At 32.2% G+C, this 15,942-nt stretch carries 19 protein-coding genes and 1 tRNA gene; 11 read left to right on the top strand and 9 right to left on the bottom strand.

The features are described from left to right. Positions 1 to 7 precede the first annotated feature (7 nt). The 3 genes from ACS5L2_RS08155 to ACS5L2_RS08145 are packed head-to-tail and all read right to left on the bottom strand — an operon-like array spanning position 8 to position 1,445. Positions 8 to 214, bottom strand: a complete 207-nt coding sequence (locus ACS5L2_RS08155) for a 4Fe-4S dicluster domain-containing protein (RefSeq protein ID WP_459201509.1) — start codon at positions 212 to 214, stop codon at positions 8 to 10. Positions 215 to 229: 15 nt separating this feature from the next. Continuing rightward, positions 230 to 1,231 (bottom strand): RNA-guided pseudouridylation complex pseudouridine synthase subunit Cbf5, encoded by a 1,002-nt coding sequence (locus ACS5L2_RS08150; RefSeq protein ID WP_459201508.1) that lies wholly within the window; start codon positions 1,229 to 1,231, stop codon positions 230 to 232. A gap of 16 nt (positions 1,232 to 1,247) precedes the next feature. Further along, positions 1,248 to 1,445, bottom strand: coding sequence for an AtpZ/AtpI family protein (locus ACS5L2_RS08145; RefSeq protein WP_459201507.1), 198 nt, complete (start codon positions 1,443 to 1,445; stop codon positions 1,248 to 1,250). A 113-nt stretch (positions 1,446 to 1,558) separates the two neighbouring features. Between ACS5L2_RS08145 and ACS5L2_RS08140 the strand changes: the two genes are divergently transcribed. From ACS5L2_RS08140 to ACS5L2_RS08120, 5 genes are all read left to right on the top strand, one after another. Next, positions 1,559 to 1,722, top strand: a tRNA-Trp gene (locus ACS5L2_RS08140). A gap of 139 nt (positions 1,723 to 1,861) precedes the next feature. Beyond that, positions 1,862 to 2,089 (top strand): class III signal peptide-containing protein, encoded by a 228-nt coding sequence (locus ACS5L2_RS08135; protein ID WP_459201506.1) that lies wholly within the window; start codon positions 1,862 to 1,864, stop codon positions 2,087 to 2,089. Between the two features lie 30 nt (positions 2,090 to 2,119). After that, complete coding sequence (locus tag ACS5L2_RS08130; protein WP_459201505.1) at positions 2,120 to 3,901, top strand: DUF6541 family protein; 1,782 nt, start codon at positions 2,120 to 2,122, stop codon at positions 3,899 to 3,901. Positions 3,902 to 3,933: 32 nt separating this feature from the next. Next, positions 3,934 to 4,155, top strand: a complete 222-nt coding sequence (locus ACS5L2_RS08125; RefSeq protein WP_459201504.1) for a class III signal peptide-containing protein — start codon at positions 3,934 to 3,936, stop codon at positions 4,153 to 4,155. A gap of 31 nt (positions 4,156 to 4,186) precedes the next feature. Continuing rightward, on the top strand, positions 4,187 to 4,822 hold the full coding sequence (locus ACS5L2_RS08120; protein ID WP_459201503.1) for a metallophosphoesterase family protein: 636 nt from the start codon (positions 4,187 to 4,189) through the stop codon (positions 4,820 to 4,822). 6 nt (positions 4,823 to 4,828) lie between these two features. Here the strand turns inward: ACS5L2_RS08120 and ACS5L2_RS08115 are convergent, their stop codons facing one another. Beyond that, positions 4,829 to 5,464, bottom strand: a complete 636-nt coding sequence (locus ACS5L2_RS08115; protein ID WP_459201502.1) for a hypothetical protein — start codon at positions 5,462 to 5,464, stop codon at positions 4,829 to 4,831. 131 nt (positions 5,465 to 5,595) lie between these two features. Between ACS5L2_RS08115 and recJ the strand changes: the two genes are divergently transcribed. Further along, positions 5,596 to 6,999, top strand: a complete 1,404-nt coding sequence (gene recJ, locus ACS5L2_RS08110) for a single-stranded-DNA-specific exonuclease RecJ (RefSeq protein ID WP_459201501.1) — start codon at positions 5,596 to 5,598, stop codon at positions 6,997 to 6,999. Positions 7,000 to 7,049: 50 nt separating this feature from the next. Then, complete coding sequence (locus ACS5L2_RS08105; protein ID WP_459201500.1) at positions 7,050 to 8,336, top strand: phosphoadenosine phosphosulfate reductase domain-containing protein; 1,287 nt, start codon at positions 7,050 to 7,052, stop codon at positions 8,334 to 8,336. On the opposite strand, the gene glmS is transcribed toward ACS5L2_RS08105, so the two are convergent. After that, positions 8,323 to 10,122, bottom strand: coding sequence for a glutamine--fructose-6-phosphate transaminase (isomerizing) (gene glmS, locus ACS5L2_RS08100; RefSeq protein ID WP_459201499.1), 1,800 nt, complete (start codon positions 10,120 to 10,122; stop codon positions 8,323 to 8,325). The two genes, ACS5L2_RS08105 and glmS, sit on opposite strands and share 14 nt — an antisense overlap. A 110-nt stretch (positions 10,123 to 10,232) precedes the next feature. On the opposite strand from glmS, the gene ACS5L2_RS08095 reads away from it, so the two are divergent. After that, positions 10,233 to 10,670: a UPF0179 family protein gene (locus tag ACS5L2_RS08095; RefSeq protein ID WP_459201498.1), complete on the top strand. Its 438-nt coding sequence runs from the start codon at positions 10,233 to 10,235 to the stop codon at positions 10,668 to 10,670. 3 nt (positions 10,671 to 10,673) lie between these two features. On the opposite strand, the gene ACS5L2_RS08090 is transcribed toward ACS5L2_RS08095, so the two are convergent. Next, entirely contained in the window at positions 10,674 to 11,495 is an 822-nt protein-coding gene (locus ACS5L2_RS08090) for a TIM barrel protein (RefSeq protein WP_459201497.1), read from the bottom strand. Between the two features lie 73 nt (positions 11,496 to 11,568). On the opposite strand from ACS5L2_RS08090, the gene ACS5L2_RS08085 reads away from it, so the two are divergent. Beyond that, a complete protein-coding gene (locus tag ACS5L2_RS08085; protein WP_459201496.1) occupies positions 11,569 to 12,405 on the top strand; it encodes a UbiA family prenyltransferase in 837 nt (278 codons plus the stop codon). Between the two features lie 49 nt (positions 12,406 to 12,454). On the opposite strand, the gene ACS5L2_RS08080 is transcribed toward ACS5L2_RS08085, so the two are convergent. Further along, positions 12,455 to 13,351 carry a coenzyme F420-0:L-glutamate ligase gene (locus ACS5L2_RS08080; protein ID WP_459201495.1) on the bottom strand — a complete coding sequence of 299 codons (897 nt, stop codon included), beginning with the start codon at positions 13,349 to 13,351 and terminating at the stop codon, positions 12,455 to 12,457. Between the two features lie 50 nt (positions 13,352 to 13,401). Between ACS5L2_RS08080 and ACS5L2_RS08075 the strand changes: the two genes are divergently transcribed. Together ACS5L2_RS08075 and cobM are read left to right on the top strand one after the other, a co-directional pair. Further along, entirely contained in the window at positions 13,402 to 14,607 is a 1,206-nt protein-coding gene (locus tag ACS5L2_RS08075) for an aconitase X (RefSeq protein ID WP_459201494.1), read from the top strand. A gap of 21 nt (positions 14,608 to 14,628) precedes the next feature. Then, positions 14,629 to 15,393: a precorrin-4 C(11)-methyltransferase gene (gene cobM, locus ACS5L2_RS08070; protein WP_459201493.1), complete on the top strand. Its 765-nt coding sequence runs from the start codon at positions 14,629 to 14,631 to the stop codon at positions 15,391 to 15,393. Here cobM and ACS5L2_RS08065 read toward each other — a convergent pair. Beyond that, a complete protein-coding gene (locus ACS5L2_RS08065) occupies positions 15,390 to 15,587 on the bottom strand; it encodes a hypothetical protein (protein ID WP_459201492.1) in 198 nt (65 codons plus the stop codon). The two genes, cobM and ACS5L2_RS08065, sit on opposite strands and share 4 nt — an antisense overlap. Further along, complete coding sequence (locus ACS5L2_RS08060) at positions 15,574 to 15,936, bottom strand: DUF2304 family protein (RefSeq protein ID WP_459201491.1); 363 nt, start codon at positions 15,934 to 15,936, stop codon at positions 15,574 to 15,576. The genes ACS5L2_RS08065 and ACS5L2_RS08060 overlap by 14 nt, the downstream gene beginning before the upstream one ends. Positions 15,937 to 15,942: the final 6 nt, after the last annotated feature.

Raw genomic sequence — 15,942 nt, 5'->3', positions numbered from 1 at the left:
TTCACATTTATTCTTCAGTTTCAACCGTAATTGCCTGGTCCGGGCACTGTAATATGCAGAGCTGGCAGTTTGTGCATTCTTTTGGATTTATGGGGTTTGGAGGATATATTCCTTTTTTATTAAGTGTTTCTGATTTTTTGTAAACGTCTTTAGGGCACACTTCAATGCAGATATCGCAGCCTTTGCAGTAATTTTCGTCAATTATAATTTTCATAATATTCACCGTTATTTAGTTCTTCTTTGATTCCGGTTTAGTTTTATCATTTTTATTTCTTTTTTTCCAGATTCTCGGATAAATTCCTGGTTCCATTATAACACGCGTTATTTCTACAACTTCGCCTTCTTCGGTTTTTAACATATCTTTTGTATTCATGAGCGGTTTTCCAACTGCAACAGCTTCTCCTTTTAGCGTTTCAATTAAAACAACTTCATCAGTTCCAATTCCCTTTTCAATTTTTGAAACACCTGAAGAATAAAGTGTAGCTCCGTGGCATACTGCATCAACTGCGCTATCCTTTATAATTATTTTTTTAAGGTGCTGTAATCCATATTCAAGAGGTTTTACTAATTTTCTTAATTCTTCTTCGTTTCCGTCTTCCTTCCAGAATATATATGCATCAAGTAAATCCTGTAAATAAACAGCTTCATTTTCATAAAATGGTCCACTAATGGTTCTTCTAAGTTCTTGCATGTGTGCAGAGGTTCCAAGAGCTTCACCCATATCATCTACAAGTTTTCTTAGATACGTTCCAGACTGGCATTTTGTTCTAAATAAAATGTCTCGTCCATCGATTTCTAAAATCTCAATTTCGTAGATTTTTCTAATTCTTAGGCTTCTTTTAACTGCGGCTTTTAAAGGTGGCCTTTGATGAATTCTTCCAGTAAATTCTTTAAAAATATTTTCAATATCTGAAAACTTAGCATCATCGTGTAAATGCATCAAACACACGTATTCTTTTGGAGGGATGTGCCAGATTGGAACGCATTTTGTCGTGTTTCCAAGAGCTACTGGAAGTGCTCCTGTAACTTTTGGGTCAAGGGTTCCACCGTGACCAGCTTTAACTAAATTTAGCATGTTTCTAACCCATGCGGCAACTTCGTGGGATGTTGGTCCGGATGGTTTATCAATTACAACGAGCCCAGTATTTAGGAGTGTTTTTATGTCTCTCTTGTAGGGGTCTGACCCATAATTATAATCCGTTTTTGATTCTTCTTTTACAATTAATTCCAAAGTCTCACCTTAGGGCTCATTTTCGTTTTTTATTTTCGGTCAATTGTTTTTGGTGTTTTTTCATAAATTTGTAGAGCCTGAATGCAGTTACAATAATTCCTGTAAAAAATCCAATTAATACAAAGCAGTTGTTACTATATGCATTCTTAAGTATATAACCTATTATAATTCCAAATGCTATTGGGAGAACTATTTCAAAAGCGAGATCGATCATATTTTCAAACTGTTGTATTAATTAATAAAATCGTAAACAAAGGACATTATTTAAAAATACAAATTTAACAGTAAATTATATATATATCTTTTTTTATTCTTATAATGTGCATTGGGAGTATGGTGTAGTCTGGTCTATCATCGGGGACTCCAAGTGCCTATATGGCCTTCTTAGGAATCTAAGGATTTTTAAGGCGCACAGACACATGTTTGTTGCGTGGACTAAAGCCCGATGCAGGAGAAATCCCTGGACCTGGGTTCAAATCCCAGTACTTCCACTTTTTTTAATACTATTATTCATTGTTTTTGTGCATATATACTCTTATTTTTATATTATGCCCAGACTTAAATAAATAAATTTATATATACTATGAGATATATGAGTAATTGAACTTATAACACTGTTCAGGTGGTTAAATGAAATTTTTAGAAAAACTAACATCAAAAAAAGGTCAGGTATCAATGGAAATTGGTATCCTCGTTGCAGCAGCAGTAGCAGTAGCAGCAATTGCAGCATACTTCTACGCAACAAACGTTAAAAATGCTCAAGCTGATACTGGAGCAGCAGCTGCATCAACAACAGGCAACTTAACAGGCATTGCAACAAGTGCAACTGATGCAATAGGAGACATTACATTTACATAATTTCTTTTTAATTCTTTTTTTGGTGATTTTTTGGATTTACTCTATTTATCAATAGTTTTAATATTGATACACTTGCTAAATCCATTAAAAAATGAAGAAAAATTGTTTACAACTCCTTTTTTATCAATTTCATATGTTATTATTTTGTCATATGTAATGTCTGTTTTTAGTATTCCATTAATTAAAATTTATTACATTATTCCATTAATTTTCTTAACAATTTTTAATTTAAAAAGAATTTCTTTTAAAAGTATAAAAATAAATAAAATTTCAGTTTTATTTATAATTTTAATTTCTATACTGGCAGTTTTTGAAGGTTTCATGATATTTCCTGAAAATCCGTTAAATAAAAGTGATACCCAGTACCACAGCTATAAATTAAAAGCAATAATTGAAGAAAAGAGTTTATTTTATAAAACAACTGAAATTCCTTACGTAAATTACGTTAAATACCCATCAGGATTTCATTCTTTGGTATATTTTATTTCAAATCAGGTAAATGGCATTCCAGATGCATTTAATTTTTTAATATATTTTATGATAGTTTTAATGGTAATTGGGTTTTATTTAGTCGGGGAATCATTAAAACCGGGACTTGGGTATTTTACAGCACCTTTTGTTATCGCAGGAAGTGTTTTTTACGGGAGTATATATGTACTGTATCCAAATTATCTTGCTTATTCTTTATTTTTAATTTCAGTATTTTTATTAATTAAATATTTAAATTCAAGAGACAGCACATATCTATATGTTTTTTCTTTTGTTTTAAGTTCTATGATTTATACCCACCCGATTCCCGTTTTGATGCTGATTTTATTTATTTTATCAATTTCGATATTTGAAATGATAAATAAAAACTATAACACTCTGAAAAACTATTTTATTTTCTCAAGTATTCCCGCAATAGCATCGTTGCTGTTAATTTCAAAAAATATGTCAAAAGATATTGTTTCATACAGTAAATCTTCAAATATCATTTCCGAACCGTTAAATATAATTATTCATAACATTTTTGCAGGATTTGGAATATTTTACCTCTTTACGAAACACCCAGTATATACTGTGGCACTCGACAATGGATTTACATTTTTAATATCGTTATGTTTGACATATCTTTTTTTAGTTGGAATTTATGGACTTTATAAAAATAAAGTTTACTATTTATTGGTATACCCGATATTTTTGCTTTTTATTTTGATAAATAGCGAATTTATCCACCTCAACATACCTTTTTTTAACACGATGTACGCGTCAAACAGGATGATGTACAATATTCAGGTAATTATGCCCATGTTTTACGGGTTTGGAGTTTATTCAATCGTAAAAAGTATTAAAAAAAGGACTTACCGGGCAGGATTTGTTATTTTTACTGCACTTGTTATTTTTTCTTCGGCCTATGCAAACTATACTATAATTCCAGATTATTTAAAAGAGCAGTATGTGGTTTCAGAAGCTGATTTAAATGCTTTTGAATGGATTAATTTGAATAATATCTCAAATGAAACGTTTTTAAATTTTGGAGAAGATGCAGGACAATTTTTACCGATATACACAGGCAATAAACCTGTTTTTTATTACTCAAAATTTTCAAGTGGGGATTTTTCAATTGGAAATACAACGATATATGCACTTGCAAAGTTTATCGACAGCAACGATCCATATAACTACACAAATGTGTGTAAAATGAATAATATTCGGTATATTTACGTTTCTGGAGTAATTGGTGAATTTTGCAGTGAGTTTTTTAAGGATAAAGCGTATTTTAAAATATTGTATGGTAAAGACAACGTATATATTGTTGAAGTTATATAACTATTCAAAGAAAAGGATTTGAACGTGATAGCATGAAATTTTTAGGGAAATTAACGTCTAAAAAAGGTCAAATATCAATGGAACTCGGTATCCTCGTTGCAGCAGCAGTAGCAGTAGCAGCAGTAGCAGCATACTTCTACGCAACAAATGTTAGCAACACGGGAAGACAGATTACAAACTCAACAAACCAGACCACGCAGGCGCTTGCTGATGCGATAACGAATGCTACATCAAAATTGTCAGATATGTCATAGTTACTTTAAATACCACTTTTTTCGTGATTTGATGAGAATTATTGGATTAACTGACCTACATGACCGCATAATTAATTTTGATAATCTTTTAAGATACAAACCTGATGTTTTTTTGATTTCCGGAGACTTAATTTGTGAAGGGGATACAAGGATTATTGATTTTTTAAAAAATTTAAACAATCACGTGAAAGTTTTTTTAGTTCCTGGAAACTGGGAAAATTCTGATGTAAAACAAAAAATGGAAAATTCTGGCTTGAATATCGATGAAAAAATCGTTAAATTTAACGATACTATTTTTATCGGGCTTGGGGGTTCGAATAAAACACCTATATGTAGTCCAAACGAATATTCCGAGGAAGAACTTTACAACAGGTTTATCAAAATTTTAGATGAATACGAAAAAAAAGATATCGAAAATAATTTTATATTATTGGTGCACGTTCCGCCAAAAGATACGATGGCAGACAGGTGCGATGTTGGTCACGTAGGAAGTATTGCCGTTAGAAAAATCGTTGAAGAATTTAAGCCAATATTATGCGTTTGCGGTCATGTTCATGAAAGCAGATGTATCGATAAAATTGGAAATACTTTGATTGTAAATCCGTCTTCAACAGGATTTTTTATATATGATACAAAAACTAAAAATTTAGAGATACATGATTTATAACTTATCTTAAAATTTCCTTTTCCTGGAAATTCTTCCCGATGCCTTCTTTTTTATAAATGACCTCATATCTGAATAATATAATAAAATAAACAGGTATGGGCCAAGTATTGTTGTATAATAATCAAGTTCTATTAAATTTAATAATATTAATCCAACTATTAAAATTAAATATAGTACCATATAGAGTTCAAATGCCCAGTAACGAACAATGCTACTTCCAATGAGTTCAAATGAAGTAATAAGCATAATCACTGCCACGTAAAGCATGCTAAGGTATCCTAATGGTATGATATATAATAAAAATACGAATAACAGCGCAGAGTAAAATAAAACAATCGCGATATAATATTCAAGACCAAATTCCTGAAGGCCTTGGAAACTTGAAGCATCGATACTTAGCGAGTTATCAAAGTATGCTCTTGAAATCTCAAATACAACCATTGTAGCAATTGAAAACCCTATAACTGGGATAATAATGTCTGTACTCAACGTTCTCAACGCTATTTCTAAAAGTACATAAGCATTGATACTGCACATCAATAAAAGAACCAAGTAGTATCCGGTCATGGACTTTGATATTTTCGTGAATACATAACCTATTATACCGGAAATTAGTACAAGGAGTAATATCTGATAATCCATAAATATTCCTGCTATGGTTTTTAAGGGTCGATTGTACAAATATATTAATTTTATAATATATAAATAGTACTCTCATGAGTTTTGGGGTTTAATCCCATGATTTATATTGTATTTTGGATAACGGTGCTATAATGGAATATTTATTTAATTTAAAGAAAGCAGTTAAGTTACTTAGAAAAAATCGGGATAAAAAGATATTAGTCTGTACTCACATCGATACAGATGGAATAAACTCAAGAATTATTTTAGAAAAGGTTCTCGAAAGATTAAATATTGAAGCGGAATTTCTATTTTTAAGACAGATTGATTACGGAACAATTGATACAATTCCGTTTGATAATGATTTGATAATATTTGCAGACCTTGGAAGCGGTCAGATTGATTTAATAACTGAGAAGTTAAAAGAAACATCAAAAACGCCAAAAATAATTATTTTGGACCACCACATAGTTTCAAATGAAAAAATTCCGGAAAATATTATAAATGTAAACCCCCACAACGATGGAATTGACGGTGGAAGAGAAATCTGCGGTGCAGGGGTATGCTACCTTTTTTCAAAAATATGTGACCCCCGATTTACTGACCTTGCAAAATATGCCGTTTTAGGTGCTGTTGGAGACGTTCAAAGCCTTGAAGGAAATTTAATTGGATTGAACAGGGATATTATTTTAAGAGACGCGATTGATGCTGGAGATATTTCAGTAAGCCCCGATTTACAGTTTTATGGAAAGCATACAAGACCGCTTTTTACTTCGATTAAGTATTTTACAGATGTAAGGACCGATCTTACCGATAACGATTCTCGAATAATTAACTTTATAAACAATGTAAACAGAAAGCACGGAACCGATATAATTCCAAAAGATTACCTGTGCGACCTCACGTTTGATCAGAAAAAAATCATGGGCAGTGAGTTTTTACATAAATGCAGCAGATATATTCCTCCTGCCTGGCGGATACACCTTCCAAAAGTTATTTTTGGGGAAAGCTACGAGTTAACAACTGAAGAAAAAAAATCAAACCTGAAAAATCTTGAAGAATTTTCAACCTGTATAAACGGGTGTTCAAGGTACGATGAATACGATGTTCCTCTCGAAGTTTTAAAAGGAGATAGGGATAAAAATTACCAGAAAATGCTTAAAATGCTTAAAAGGCATAAAAGAAATCTTGCAAGTTCGATGGATTTTTTAAGAAATGATGTTGAAATAGTACAGAAAGAAAATTTCCAGTATTTTGAAGTCGATAAAAACGCGATAAAAGGAAATATTGTCGGAATTGTTGCTGGAATGAGTTATTCCCTTGAAAAGGTTGACTGGAAAAAGCCAATTTTTGCAGTTTCTGAAACGGATGGCGGCTACAAGGTTTCAGCAAGATGTCCAAAGCTTTTATCATTTGCAGAAGATATAAATCTTGCGACTGCGATAAACTACGCTTCCAAAAAAGTTGGTGGAAGTGGCGGAGGACACAAATTCGCATGTGGTGCGTATATTCCAGAAATAGGGGATTTTGTTAAATATCTCGAAGAAAAATTATAATTTAAACCAATGAAAAATATAATATTATCAATGATTTGCAGGTAAAATCTATGTTCAATGAAGACACAAAATTTGCATCGCCTTATGAAATAAAAATTTTAAATGAATTAACCGGTAAAAACTTTCAGGAAGACGATTTAATCCTTTTAGAAAAGCTTTCTGGAATGGATTATAGAAAACGGGTTTATGTTTCAAATGACCAGATTGGAACACTTGAATTTGACCTTTTGAATTTAAAATGGGAGTTCATTCCATCTCCTCTTTACTATGTAATTGAAGACCCAAAAATTTCATTAAAATATACTAAAAAAAGGCTTAAGGGAAAATACATTAAAGAAGAGCTTTTGGAAAACCCTGAAGAATTAAACGAAATTTTAAAAGATGATTTCGAGTATATCGGGGTTAAAATCGGGGATTTTTTAGGAGTCGGCGTTAGAAAGGATGACAGGATAAAATTAAAAGACCTTTCGAAAAGAAAAGAACTTGATTTCCAAAAAATTGCAGATTATTTAAAAGAAAACAAGGAAAATCTTGATGAAATGGTTGAAAATTCAATAGAAATTCTTCAAGATGCTGTTGACAAATACAAGAGAAAAGGATACGCGATAAATGCTTCATTTAGCGGTGGAAAGGACAGTGCAGTGTGCACTTTAATTTCAAAAGAAGTTATCCCTGATTTAGACGTTGTATTTATTGATACCGGCTTAGAATATCCTGAAACTTTAAATTATGTAAAAGATTTTGCAGAAAAATACGATATAAATTTGGATACCGTAGATGGCGATAATTTCTGGGATAATCTTGAAAAAGAAGGCATTCCAACAAAAGACAATCGATGGTGCAACAGCGCGTGTAAACTCATGCCTTTAAAAAGATACTTAAAAAAGAAATACGGAAACAAAAAAGTTCTCACGATTGATGGTTCAAGAAAATACGAAAGTTTCACCCGTGCAAATTTGGATTACGAAAGAAGAAGCGGGTTTATCGACTTTCAGACGAATGTATTTCCAATTCTCGACTGGAATTCGCTTGATATCTGGAGTTACATATTTTCAAACGATATTTTGTATAACCCGATGTATGATAAAGGATTTGAAAGAATCGGCTGTTATTTATGCCCTTCAGCATTAAACAGTGAATTTTTAAGGGTAAAAGACCTTTATCCGGATTATTTCGAAAGATGGGTTAAATATCTTAAAAAATATTTCCCTGAAAGCGAGGTATTGAGGGGCTTTTGGAGATGGGATGAACTTCCGCCAAAAATGGTAGAGCTCGAAGAAAATATGGGTGTAGATATTGAAAAAAAGAAAAAATTAAAAAGAATTACTCAACTGTAACACTTTTTGCAAGCCCTCGCGGCTTATCTACATCTCTTTTTAAATCAACGGCTTTGTAATATGCTAAAAGCTGGCAAGCGGTTGCGTAAACAAAAGGACTTACTTCTTCGATTACGTCTGGAACATTTATCGAATATTTTAAATTAGTTTTAACTGGTGAAATTCCAATAATTTTGCCGTTTCTTGCTTTTATTTCTTCCACGTTTGAGAGAACAGAACTTAAAAGATTCGATTTTGAAGGAGGAATTAATGCAACTGTATCCATATTTTCATCAATTAATGAAATAGTCCCGTGTTTTAAAAATCCGCTGCTCATCCCTTCAGCGTGCAAATATGTTATTTCTTTGAATTTTAAGGCTCCTTCAAGGGCGTTTGCAAGATTAATTCCTTTTGAAATAAAGAGGTAGTTTTTAGCAGTTAATCTTTTTGCAATTTTTGAGATATTTTCTTTTTCATCTAAAACTTTTGAAACGTAACATGGAATATTTAGTAACTCTTTTTCAAAAATTTCCATATTTTTTCCAATAATTTTGCCGTATTCAATGAACAACCTGTATAAAATAACAAGCTGAGACATGAATGTTTTTGTGGCACAAACTGCAATTTCAAGGCCTGAACCCATCATTATTGTGATGTCTGCTTCCCTTGTTGCAGTACTTCCAAGTACATTTACGATAGTTGCAGTTTTTGCACCTTTTTCTTTAGCGTATTTGAGCGCTTTCATAGTGTCGTATGTTTCGCCGCTTTGGGTTATTGCAATAACTAATGTTTTTTCATCAACAATTCCTTTCGTTAAAAATTCTGATGAATCGATTGGAATAACCAATTTATTTAATCCTGAAAACCAGTATTCCGCAACCATTGCGGCATGAAGCGATGTGCCCATTGCGGTGATGTATATTTTATCACATTTTTCAATTTCTTTTGCAAGATTTTCAATTTCAGGTTTTGAAATTTTCATTGAATTTTTTAAAATTACAGGTTCTTCCATTATTTCCTTTAACATGAAGTGGTCGTATCCTTCTTTTTCAGCACTTTCCATGTCCCACTGAAGTTCGATAGTATCTCTTTCAACCTTTTTTCCATCGTTTAATACTTCAATATCTATTTTATCGTTTTCTTTTTTTAAAATTACGATATCTTTATCATTTAATGGCATTGCAAGTTTGGTGTATTCTAAAAATGCTGAAATATCGCTTCCAATAAAACATTCATCATTTTTTATTCCCAATATAAGTGGACTTTCATTCCTAACACCAATTAGAGTTTTTGGAAAAGCCTGATTTAAAATTAAAAGTGCATAAGTTCCTTTAAGCTTTCCAATTGCATTTTTAATTGCTTCAATATAGTTATTTTCATTCAATTCTTCAAAATTTTTCAGTTCTTCTTCAATTAAGTGCGGGATAACTTCAGTGTCAGTTTCAGATTTGAAAAAATGGCCTTTTGAAATTAACAATTCTTTTAATTCTCTGTAATTTGATATGATTCCATTGTGAGCAATGCAAATTTTTTCGCTGCAGTCGTAGTGTGGGTGTGCATTATTTTTTGTAATTCCGCCGTGTGTTGCCCACCTGCTGTGTCCTATTCCAATAAATCCAGTCATATCTTCAAAATTTTCTTTTTTTGATACTTCTAAAACCTTTCCAGTATTTTTCTTAAGTATAATGTATTCATCAATAGTTGCAATTCCACAACTGTCGTATCCCCTGTATTCTAACCTTTTCAAACCGTTTAACAGTATCTTTGAAGCCCTTTCGTTTCCGATATACCCGATTATTCCGCACATATAAAACACCTAAATTTTCGACTGAAAGCTATTTGACATTGTTTATATAATATAATTTTGATTATTATAGTTAGTACTATTTATTCAATCTTATTATCGGTGATTTATTCATGAAAAAAATAACTTTAATCGGTAGCGAGCTTGCAAAAACGGGAAACGAGTTTATTTATCTCGGACCCCTTGAAGAGTGTGAACCATGCAGATTTAAACGGATATGCCACAACAACTTGGAAGTTGGAACAAGATATAAAATTGTAAGTGTTCGTTCTGCAAACCACCCGTGCACAGTCCACGAAAACGGTGTTAAGGTGGTAGAAGTAACTCCTGCGGAATTTACAATAATAATAGAGTCTAAAAAAGCTCTTGAAGGGGTAACTTTAACTCATGCAGATGTCCAGTGCGATCGAGTGTGCTGTGAAAATTACTTATTATGCCATCCAGAAGGAGTATCTGGAAAATATAAAGTGGCATCCATACTTCCTGAAAAAATAGAATGTAAAAAAGGAACTTCCCTTAAAAAAATTTCAATAGTTCCAGTTCAGCAGTAAATTTTACAATTCTTCATAATTCTTTTTTAAAATAAGTGCATCATACTCTAATCTTGGACTCTCACAAATAACGGTTCCAGAACATTCAAAATCTTTCAAAGCTTTTAATACGCCCATATAGTTAAATTCGGAATTTAAAATTGGAAAATGCTTTTTTTCGCCACCTTTTCCAAAATCAATTCCAGAAATGTGGATGTGCATATCTTTAATTCCCTTTTTTCCGAGGTTATTTTCAAGTTTTGATAAAATGTTTGAAAATGAATTGTAATCATTTATTTTTCCAAGGCTTCGCGCATAAACATGTGAAAAGTCAATACAGGGCATAATATCAATTTCAGTTGATAACTGGATTAATTCATCAACGCTTCCAAACTGGGTGATTTTTCCAGTAGTTTCGGGTCTTAACATGGCATTTATTTTATTTTCAGCAATTATTTCAAGTATTTTTTGAAGGTTTGTTTTAATTTTTTCATAAACTAAATTTTCATCCTGTTTTAAATAAAAACCTACATGAAAAACCACGTTTTTATTTTCAGAATTTTTTTTATTAAAAATACTAATGATTTTTGCAGAATCAACGATTCTTCTAATGCTGGATTCAATTTTTTCCGGTTCTTTTGCATTTAAATTGATATAATATGGGGCATGGGCGCTTAAGGTAATTTTCAAATTTTTTGATAATTCATTTGCTTTTTCAGCTTTTAAATTCACACTGCGGACAAATTCAAGTTCCATTGCATCAAGATTGATTTTTTTTAGATATTCGAGTGCAGTTTCTGTATTTTTAGCATTTATCGGGATTCCAGCGGTTCCAAATTTCAACATTTTATCACATGATTTAGAAGTATTAACCTATTTATCTAAGTTTATGGCTATATATTTTAATGTAGGTGAAGACATGGATATAAAAGCATATTTCGAGTTAATCAGGTTAAAAAATTGTTTGACAGCAGCGTTTGGAGCATTCATCGGGGGAATGATTGCATCTTATTTTAACATTGCAATGGTTGATAACCTTATTCTTGCATCAATAGTCGTTTTTTTAGTTTGCGGATTTGGAAATGCTTTAAATGATATTTATGATTTAAAAATAGACCGTATAAACAAACCAGAACGACCAATACCTTCAAAAAGAATTTCATTAACTGAAGCAAGGATATTTTCGTATTTGTTAGTATTTATGGGCCTATTTGTATCAATGTTTAATATAATATGTTTTATAATGGCAGTTTTAAATTCGATAGTACTCCAACAGTATGCAAGTACGTATAAAAAGAATAAAATCATTGGAAATTTGATTGTAGCTTATTTAACAGGTTCAATATTTATTTTTGGTGGAATTGCTGTTGGAAACATCGATGTTACAATAATGCTCTTTTTGTGTGCGTTATTTGCGATGTGGTCCCGTGAAATAATTAAAGATTACGAGGACATTGAAGGAGATATTAAAGAAAAGGTAATTTCAATTCCTATAAAATGTGGTGAAAAGTCGATATACATTGCTGCATTTTTACTAATTTTTGCAGTTTTTTTGAGCCCTTTACCGTATTTATTTGGATTTTTTGGAATTTACTACATGATTTCTGTAGTTCTCTGTGATCTGCTATTTTTGATTGGCATATACAAGCTCGTAATCAATCCATCAAAAATGGAGGCAAAAAATGCTTCAAGAAATATAAAAATAGTAACAAATTTAGTTTTAATAGCTTTTTTAATCGGTGCCCTGTTTAAATAGGCTACAAACATGGATTTTTTACTTTTTTAATTTTTTTATTTTTTTTAAATTATTCACATTTTACAATAACTAAGGGGCTGTGTTCCATCTCTTTTAAAACATCGACGGTTATCTCAAAAGTGTTGTATTTTTTCATCAAATCATGAATTGATTTAGTATATGGAACCTGAGATGTATCGGACAGATTTGCAATGTATAGAATCGTTTTTAAGGGATATTTTTTGTAATTTTCGTTTCCATAAATTGCAAGTGGTGTTGCGCCACAAAGGCCGCCCTGATTTAATATTTTTCCAAATTTTCCTAAAATGTAGCCAAAAACACCTATTTTTGAGGTTATTCCCTCAATTGCGATCGGAAGTGCTGTAACATACCAGTTAAAAAATCTGTATGTTGCATCTGTGTCGATTACCATGACGATTAAATCGAGATTTAGTTCTTCTTTTATTTTTTTGTGAAGTTTTTTTGCAGAATTTTCAGGATTTTCTGGAAGTAATGAAGCATAAGTGCCTGGAACGTTTGTTAAGTCAATTCCACCTTCTGATGCAGGTTTTAGTGCGTATATTAACCCTACATTTTCGATTACAATCTGTTTGTGTTTTAGTGTTTCCTTTTTTGGCATTTTTCTTAAATTTTTAACCCTGTCGCCCCGAGTTCCTAAAAGCGGGCCTAAAACATATCCCCAACCGTATTTCGATAAATAATATGTAAAATATGCCCAGAATTTAGGGTCCGCCAAACTTTCATCTACAAAGTTGTCTTCGCTTGTAGCTATGAATTTTTCGCTAACTACTAAAAAGTCCCCGTTTTTTATTTCAAATCCTTGTTTTATTTCTTTTTTCAAAGAATTTATGGATTCTGATACAAAGTCTTCGTTTCTATCAATATATCTGGTTCTTATCGGTGTTGCAGTTATTTCCATTTTTTCACGAGTTAAAACTATCTCCATTATTTTTATATTTTGGTACTCTATAATTAGTAAGGTAAAAGGTGAAAATTATGCATCTAACGAGAGAAGAGGAAAAATTGTATGCAGGCGAATACGGGGAAGCCCTCGAAACCTGCATGAACTTACTTGTGTCATTAGGCGATATTTACGGAGCAGAAAAATTAGTAGATATATCTTCTGCACAAGTGTCTGGAGTTTCGTATAAAACTATCGGTGAAAAGGGTTTAGAATTTTTAAAAGACCTTGCAGATCAGGGTTTAAAGGCATCTGTTCCAACTACATTGAATCCTGCTGGAATGGATTTGATAAGATACGATGAACTTAAATTTCCAAAAGATTTTGCAAAAAAACAGCTCGAAATAATTGACTGTTTTAAAAGAATGGAAATTGAAATAAGCTGTACATGTACGCCGTATTTAACTGGAAACGTACCTGTTTTTGGTTCACACGTTGCATGGGCAGAGTCTTCTGCGGTAGCTTATGTAAATTCAGTAATTGGTGCAAGGACAAACAGGGAAGGTGGGCCTTCTGCATTAGCAGCTGCAATAATTGGAAAAACACCATGTTACGGCTACCATCTGGATGAAAACCGGCTCCCAACACAAGTATTTGAAGTTGATATGGACCTTGAAGATGCAAGTTCATTTTACGGAATTTTGGGAAGAATCACTGGAAAAATTGTAAAAAACGGAATTCCATGCTTTAAATTTAAAAATTGTGAATCAATTAAAAATGATTATTTAAAAGCACTTGGAGCAGCACTTGCAGCAAGTGGTGGTGTTGCATTATACCACGTCGAAGGAATAACTCCAGAAGCTAAAAAAGGACTGGAAATCAAGGGTCTTGAAAAAGTCGTTATTGGAAAAGAAGATTTTGAGAAAGAATATGATTCATTCAAAACTTCAGAAAAACCAGATTTAATCTGTATCGGATGTCCACACTGCAGTCTTGACGAAATCAAAGAAGTTGCAGAATTTGTAAAAGCTGAAAACGCTAAATTCAATGCAGATGTTTGGGTTTGTACTTCAATTCACATGAAATCGATTGCTGACAGGATGGGATACACGAAAATTATTGAAGATGCTGGCGGAAAAGTAGTCGTCGATACATGCATGGTCGTAGCTCCAATCGAAGATATGGGATACAAAAACGTTGCAACGAATTCTGGAAAAGCTGCAACCTATTTACCGGGTTTTTGCAAAAGCAACGTGATATATGGAACAACTTATGAAATTTTGAAAAAAGCAACTGAATAATTTTAATAAATCGGTGAAATAATGAAAAAAATGATTATTGTTGGAGCAGGGCCTGGAGACAAGGAATTAATCACGATAAAAGGAAAAAATGCAATCGAAAGTGCAGATATCTTAATTTATGCAGGTTCGTTAGTAAATCCTGAAGTTTTGGATTACAATAAAAAGGATGCAAAAATCTACAACAGTGCAACGATGACCCTTGATGAAGTAATTGACGTTGCAGTAAACGGAATTAAAAACGGATTAACTGTTGTAAGGGTTCATACTGGAGACCCTGCACTTTACGGTGCGATAAAAGAACAGATCGATGAATTGAAAAAATACGATATCGACGTAGAAATAATTCCTGGAGTAACTTCCCTTTTTGCAGCAGCAGCAACTTTGAAATCTGAATTAACTCTTCCAGATGTTTCACAAACAGTAATAATTACAAGACCTGAAGGAAGAACTCCAAAACCTGCAAAAGAAAGCTTAATTGCGCTTGCAAAACACAACGCTACAATGGCAATTTATTTGGGAACAGGAATGATTGAAAAAGTATGCAGTGAATTAATCGAAGGCGGATACTCGGAAGATACTGCAGTTTCAGTCGTCTACCATGCATCATGGCCTGACGAGAAAAAAATCACTGGAACACTAAAAGATATCTCTGAAAAAGTAAAAGGCGAAGGAATTACAAAAACAGCACTCATAATCGTTGGGAATGTGACAAATCCTGATAGTTATGATTATTCAAAACTTTACGACAAAGATTTTGAACACGAATTTAGAAAACCTAAAAATTAAAGCCCAAGTTCTTCTATTTTTTCCATTAAAATTTTCAAATCGGTCTTTTTTGCAACGTTTTGTTCATTATCTATTAATTCTGTTAATTTCATTTTTAATTCGTCAATATTTTCGGATTCTTCAATTAATTCTCTTAAATAGTCCATATTCTGAACATAAGGCGCAGTTTCCATAACTAATTCACTGTTTTCCATCATTTTCACCTTTTGTTTTTTTATCGTATCTTTCATTAATTGCAATTTCTGAAACAATTGTCGTAATTTCTCTTTCAAGGTGTTCTGCCCTTAAATATGATTTATAAACTAAGAAAAACAGAATTATGATTCCAAAATACACCAAAAAGTCAATACCTCGACCTATTCCAAGAATATGTGCAATTTTTCCAAGGAAATCTGGAAAACTTACCATTATCATTACAAAAATCCATCCTAAAATCCACATCAATGCAGTAAATGGTGAAATTGTGCTTTTTTTAGCCTGTACTGCAATTTTTAAAATAACAATAAGTCCAACGATAATCCCGATAATCTGAACAGGTTCCATAAATAC

The organism is Methanococcus mangrovi (genome assembly GCF_054506835.1).
The sequence above is the reverse complement of the archived record's forward strand: the minus strand, read 5'-3'. Positions and strand labels throughout refer to the sequence as shown.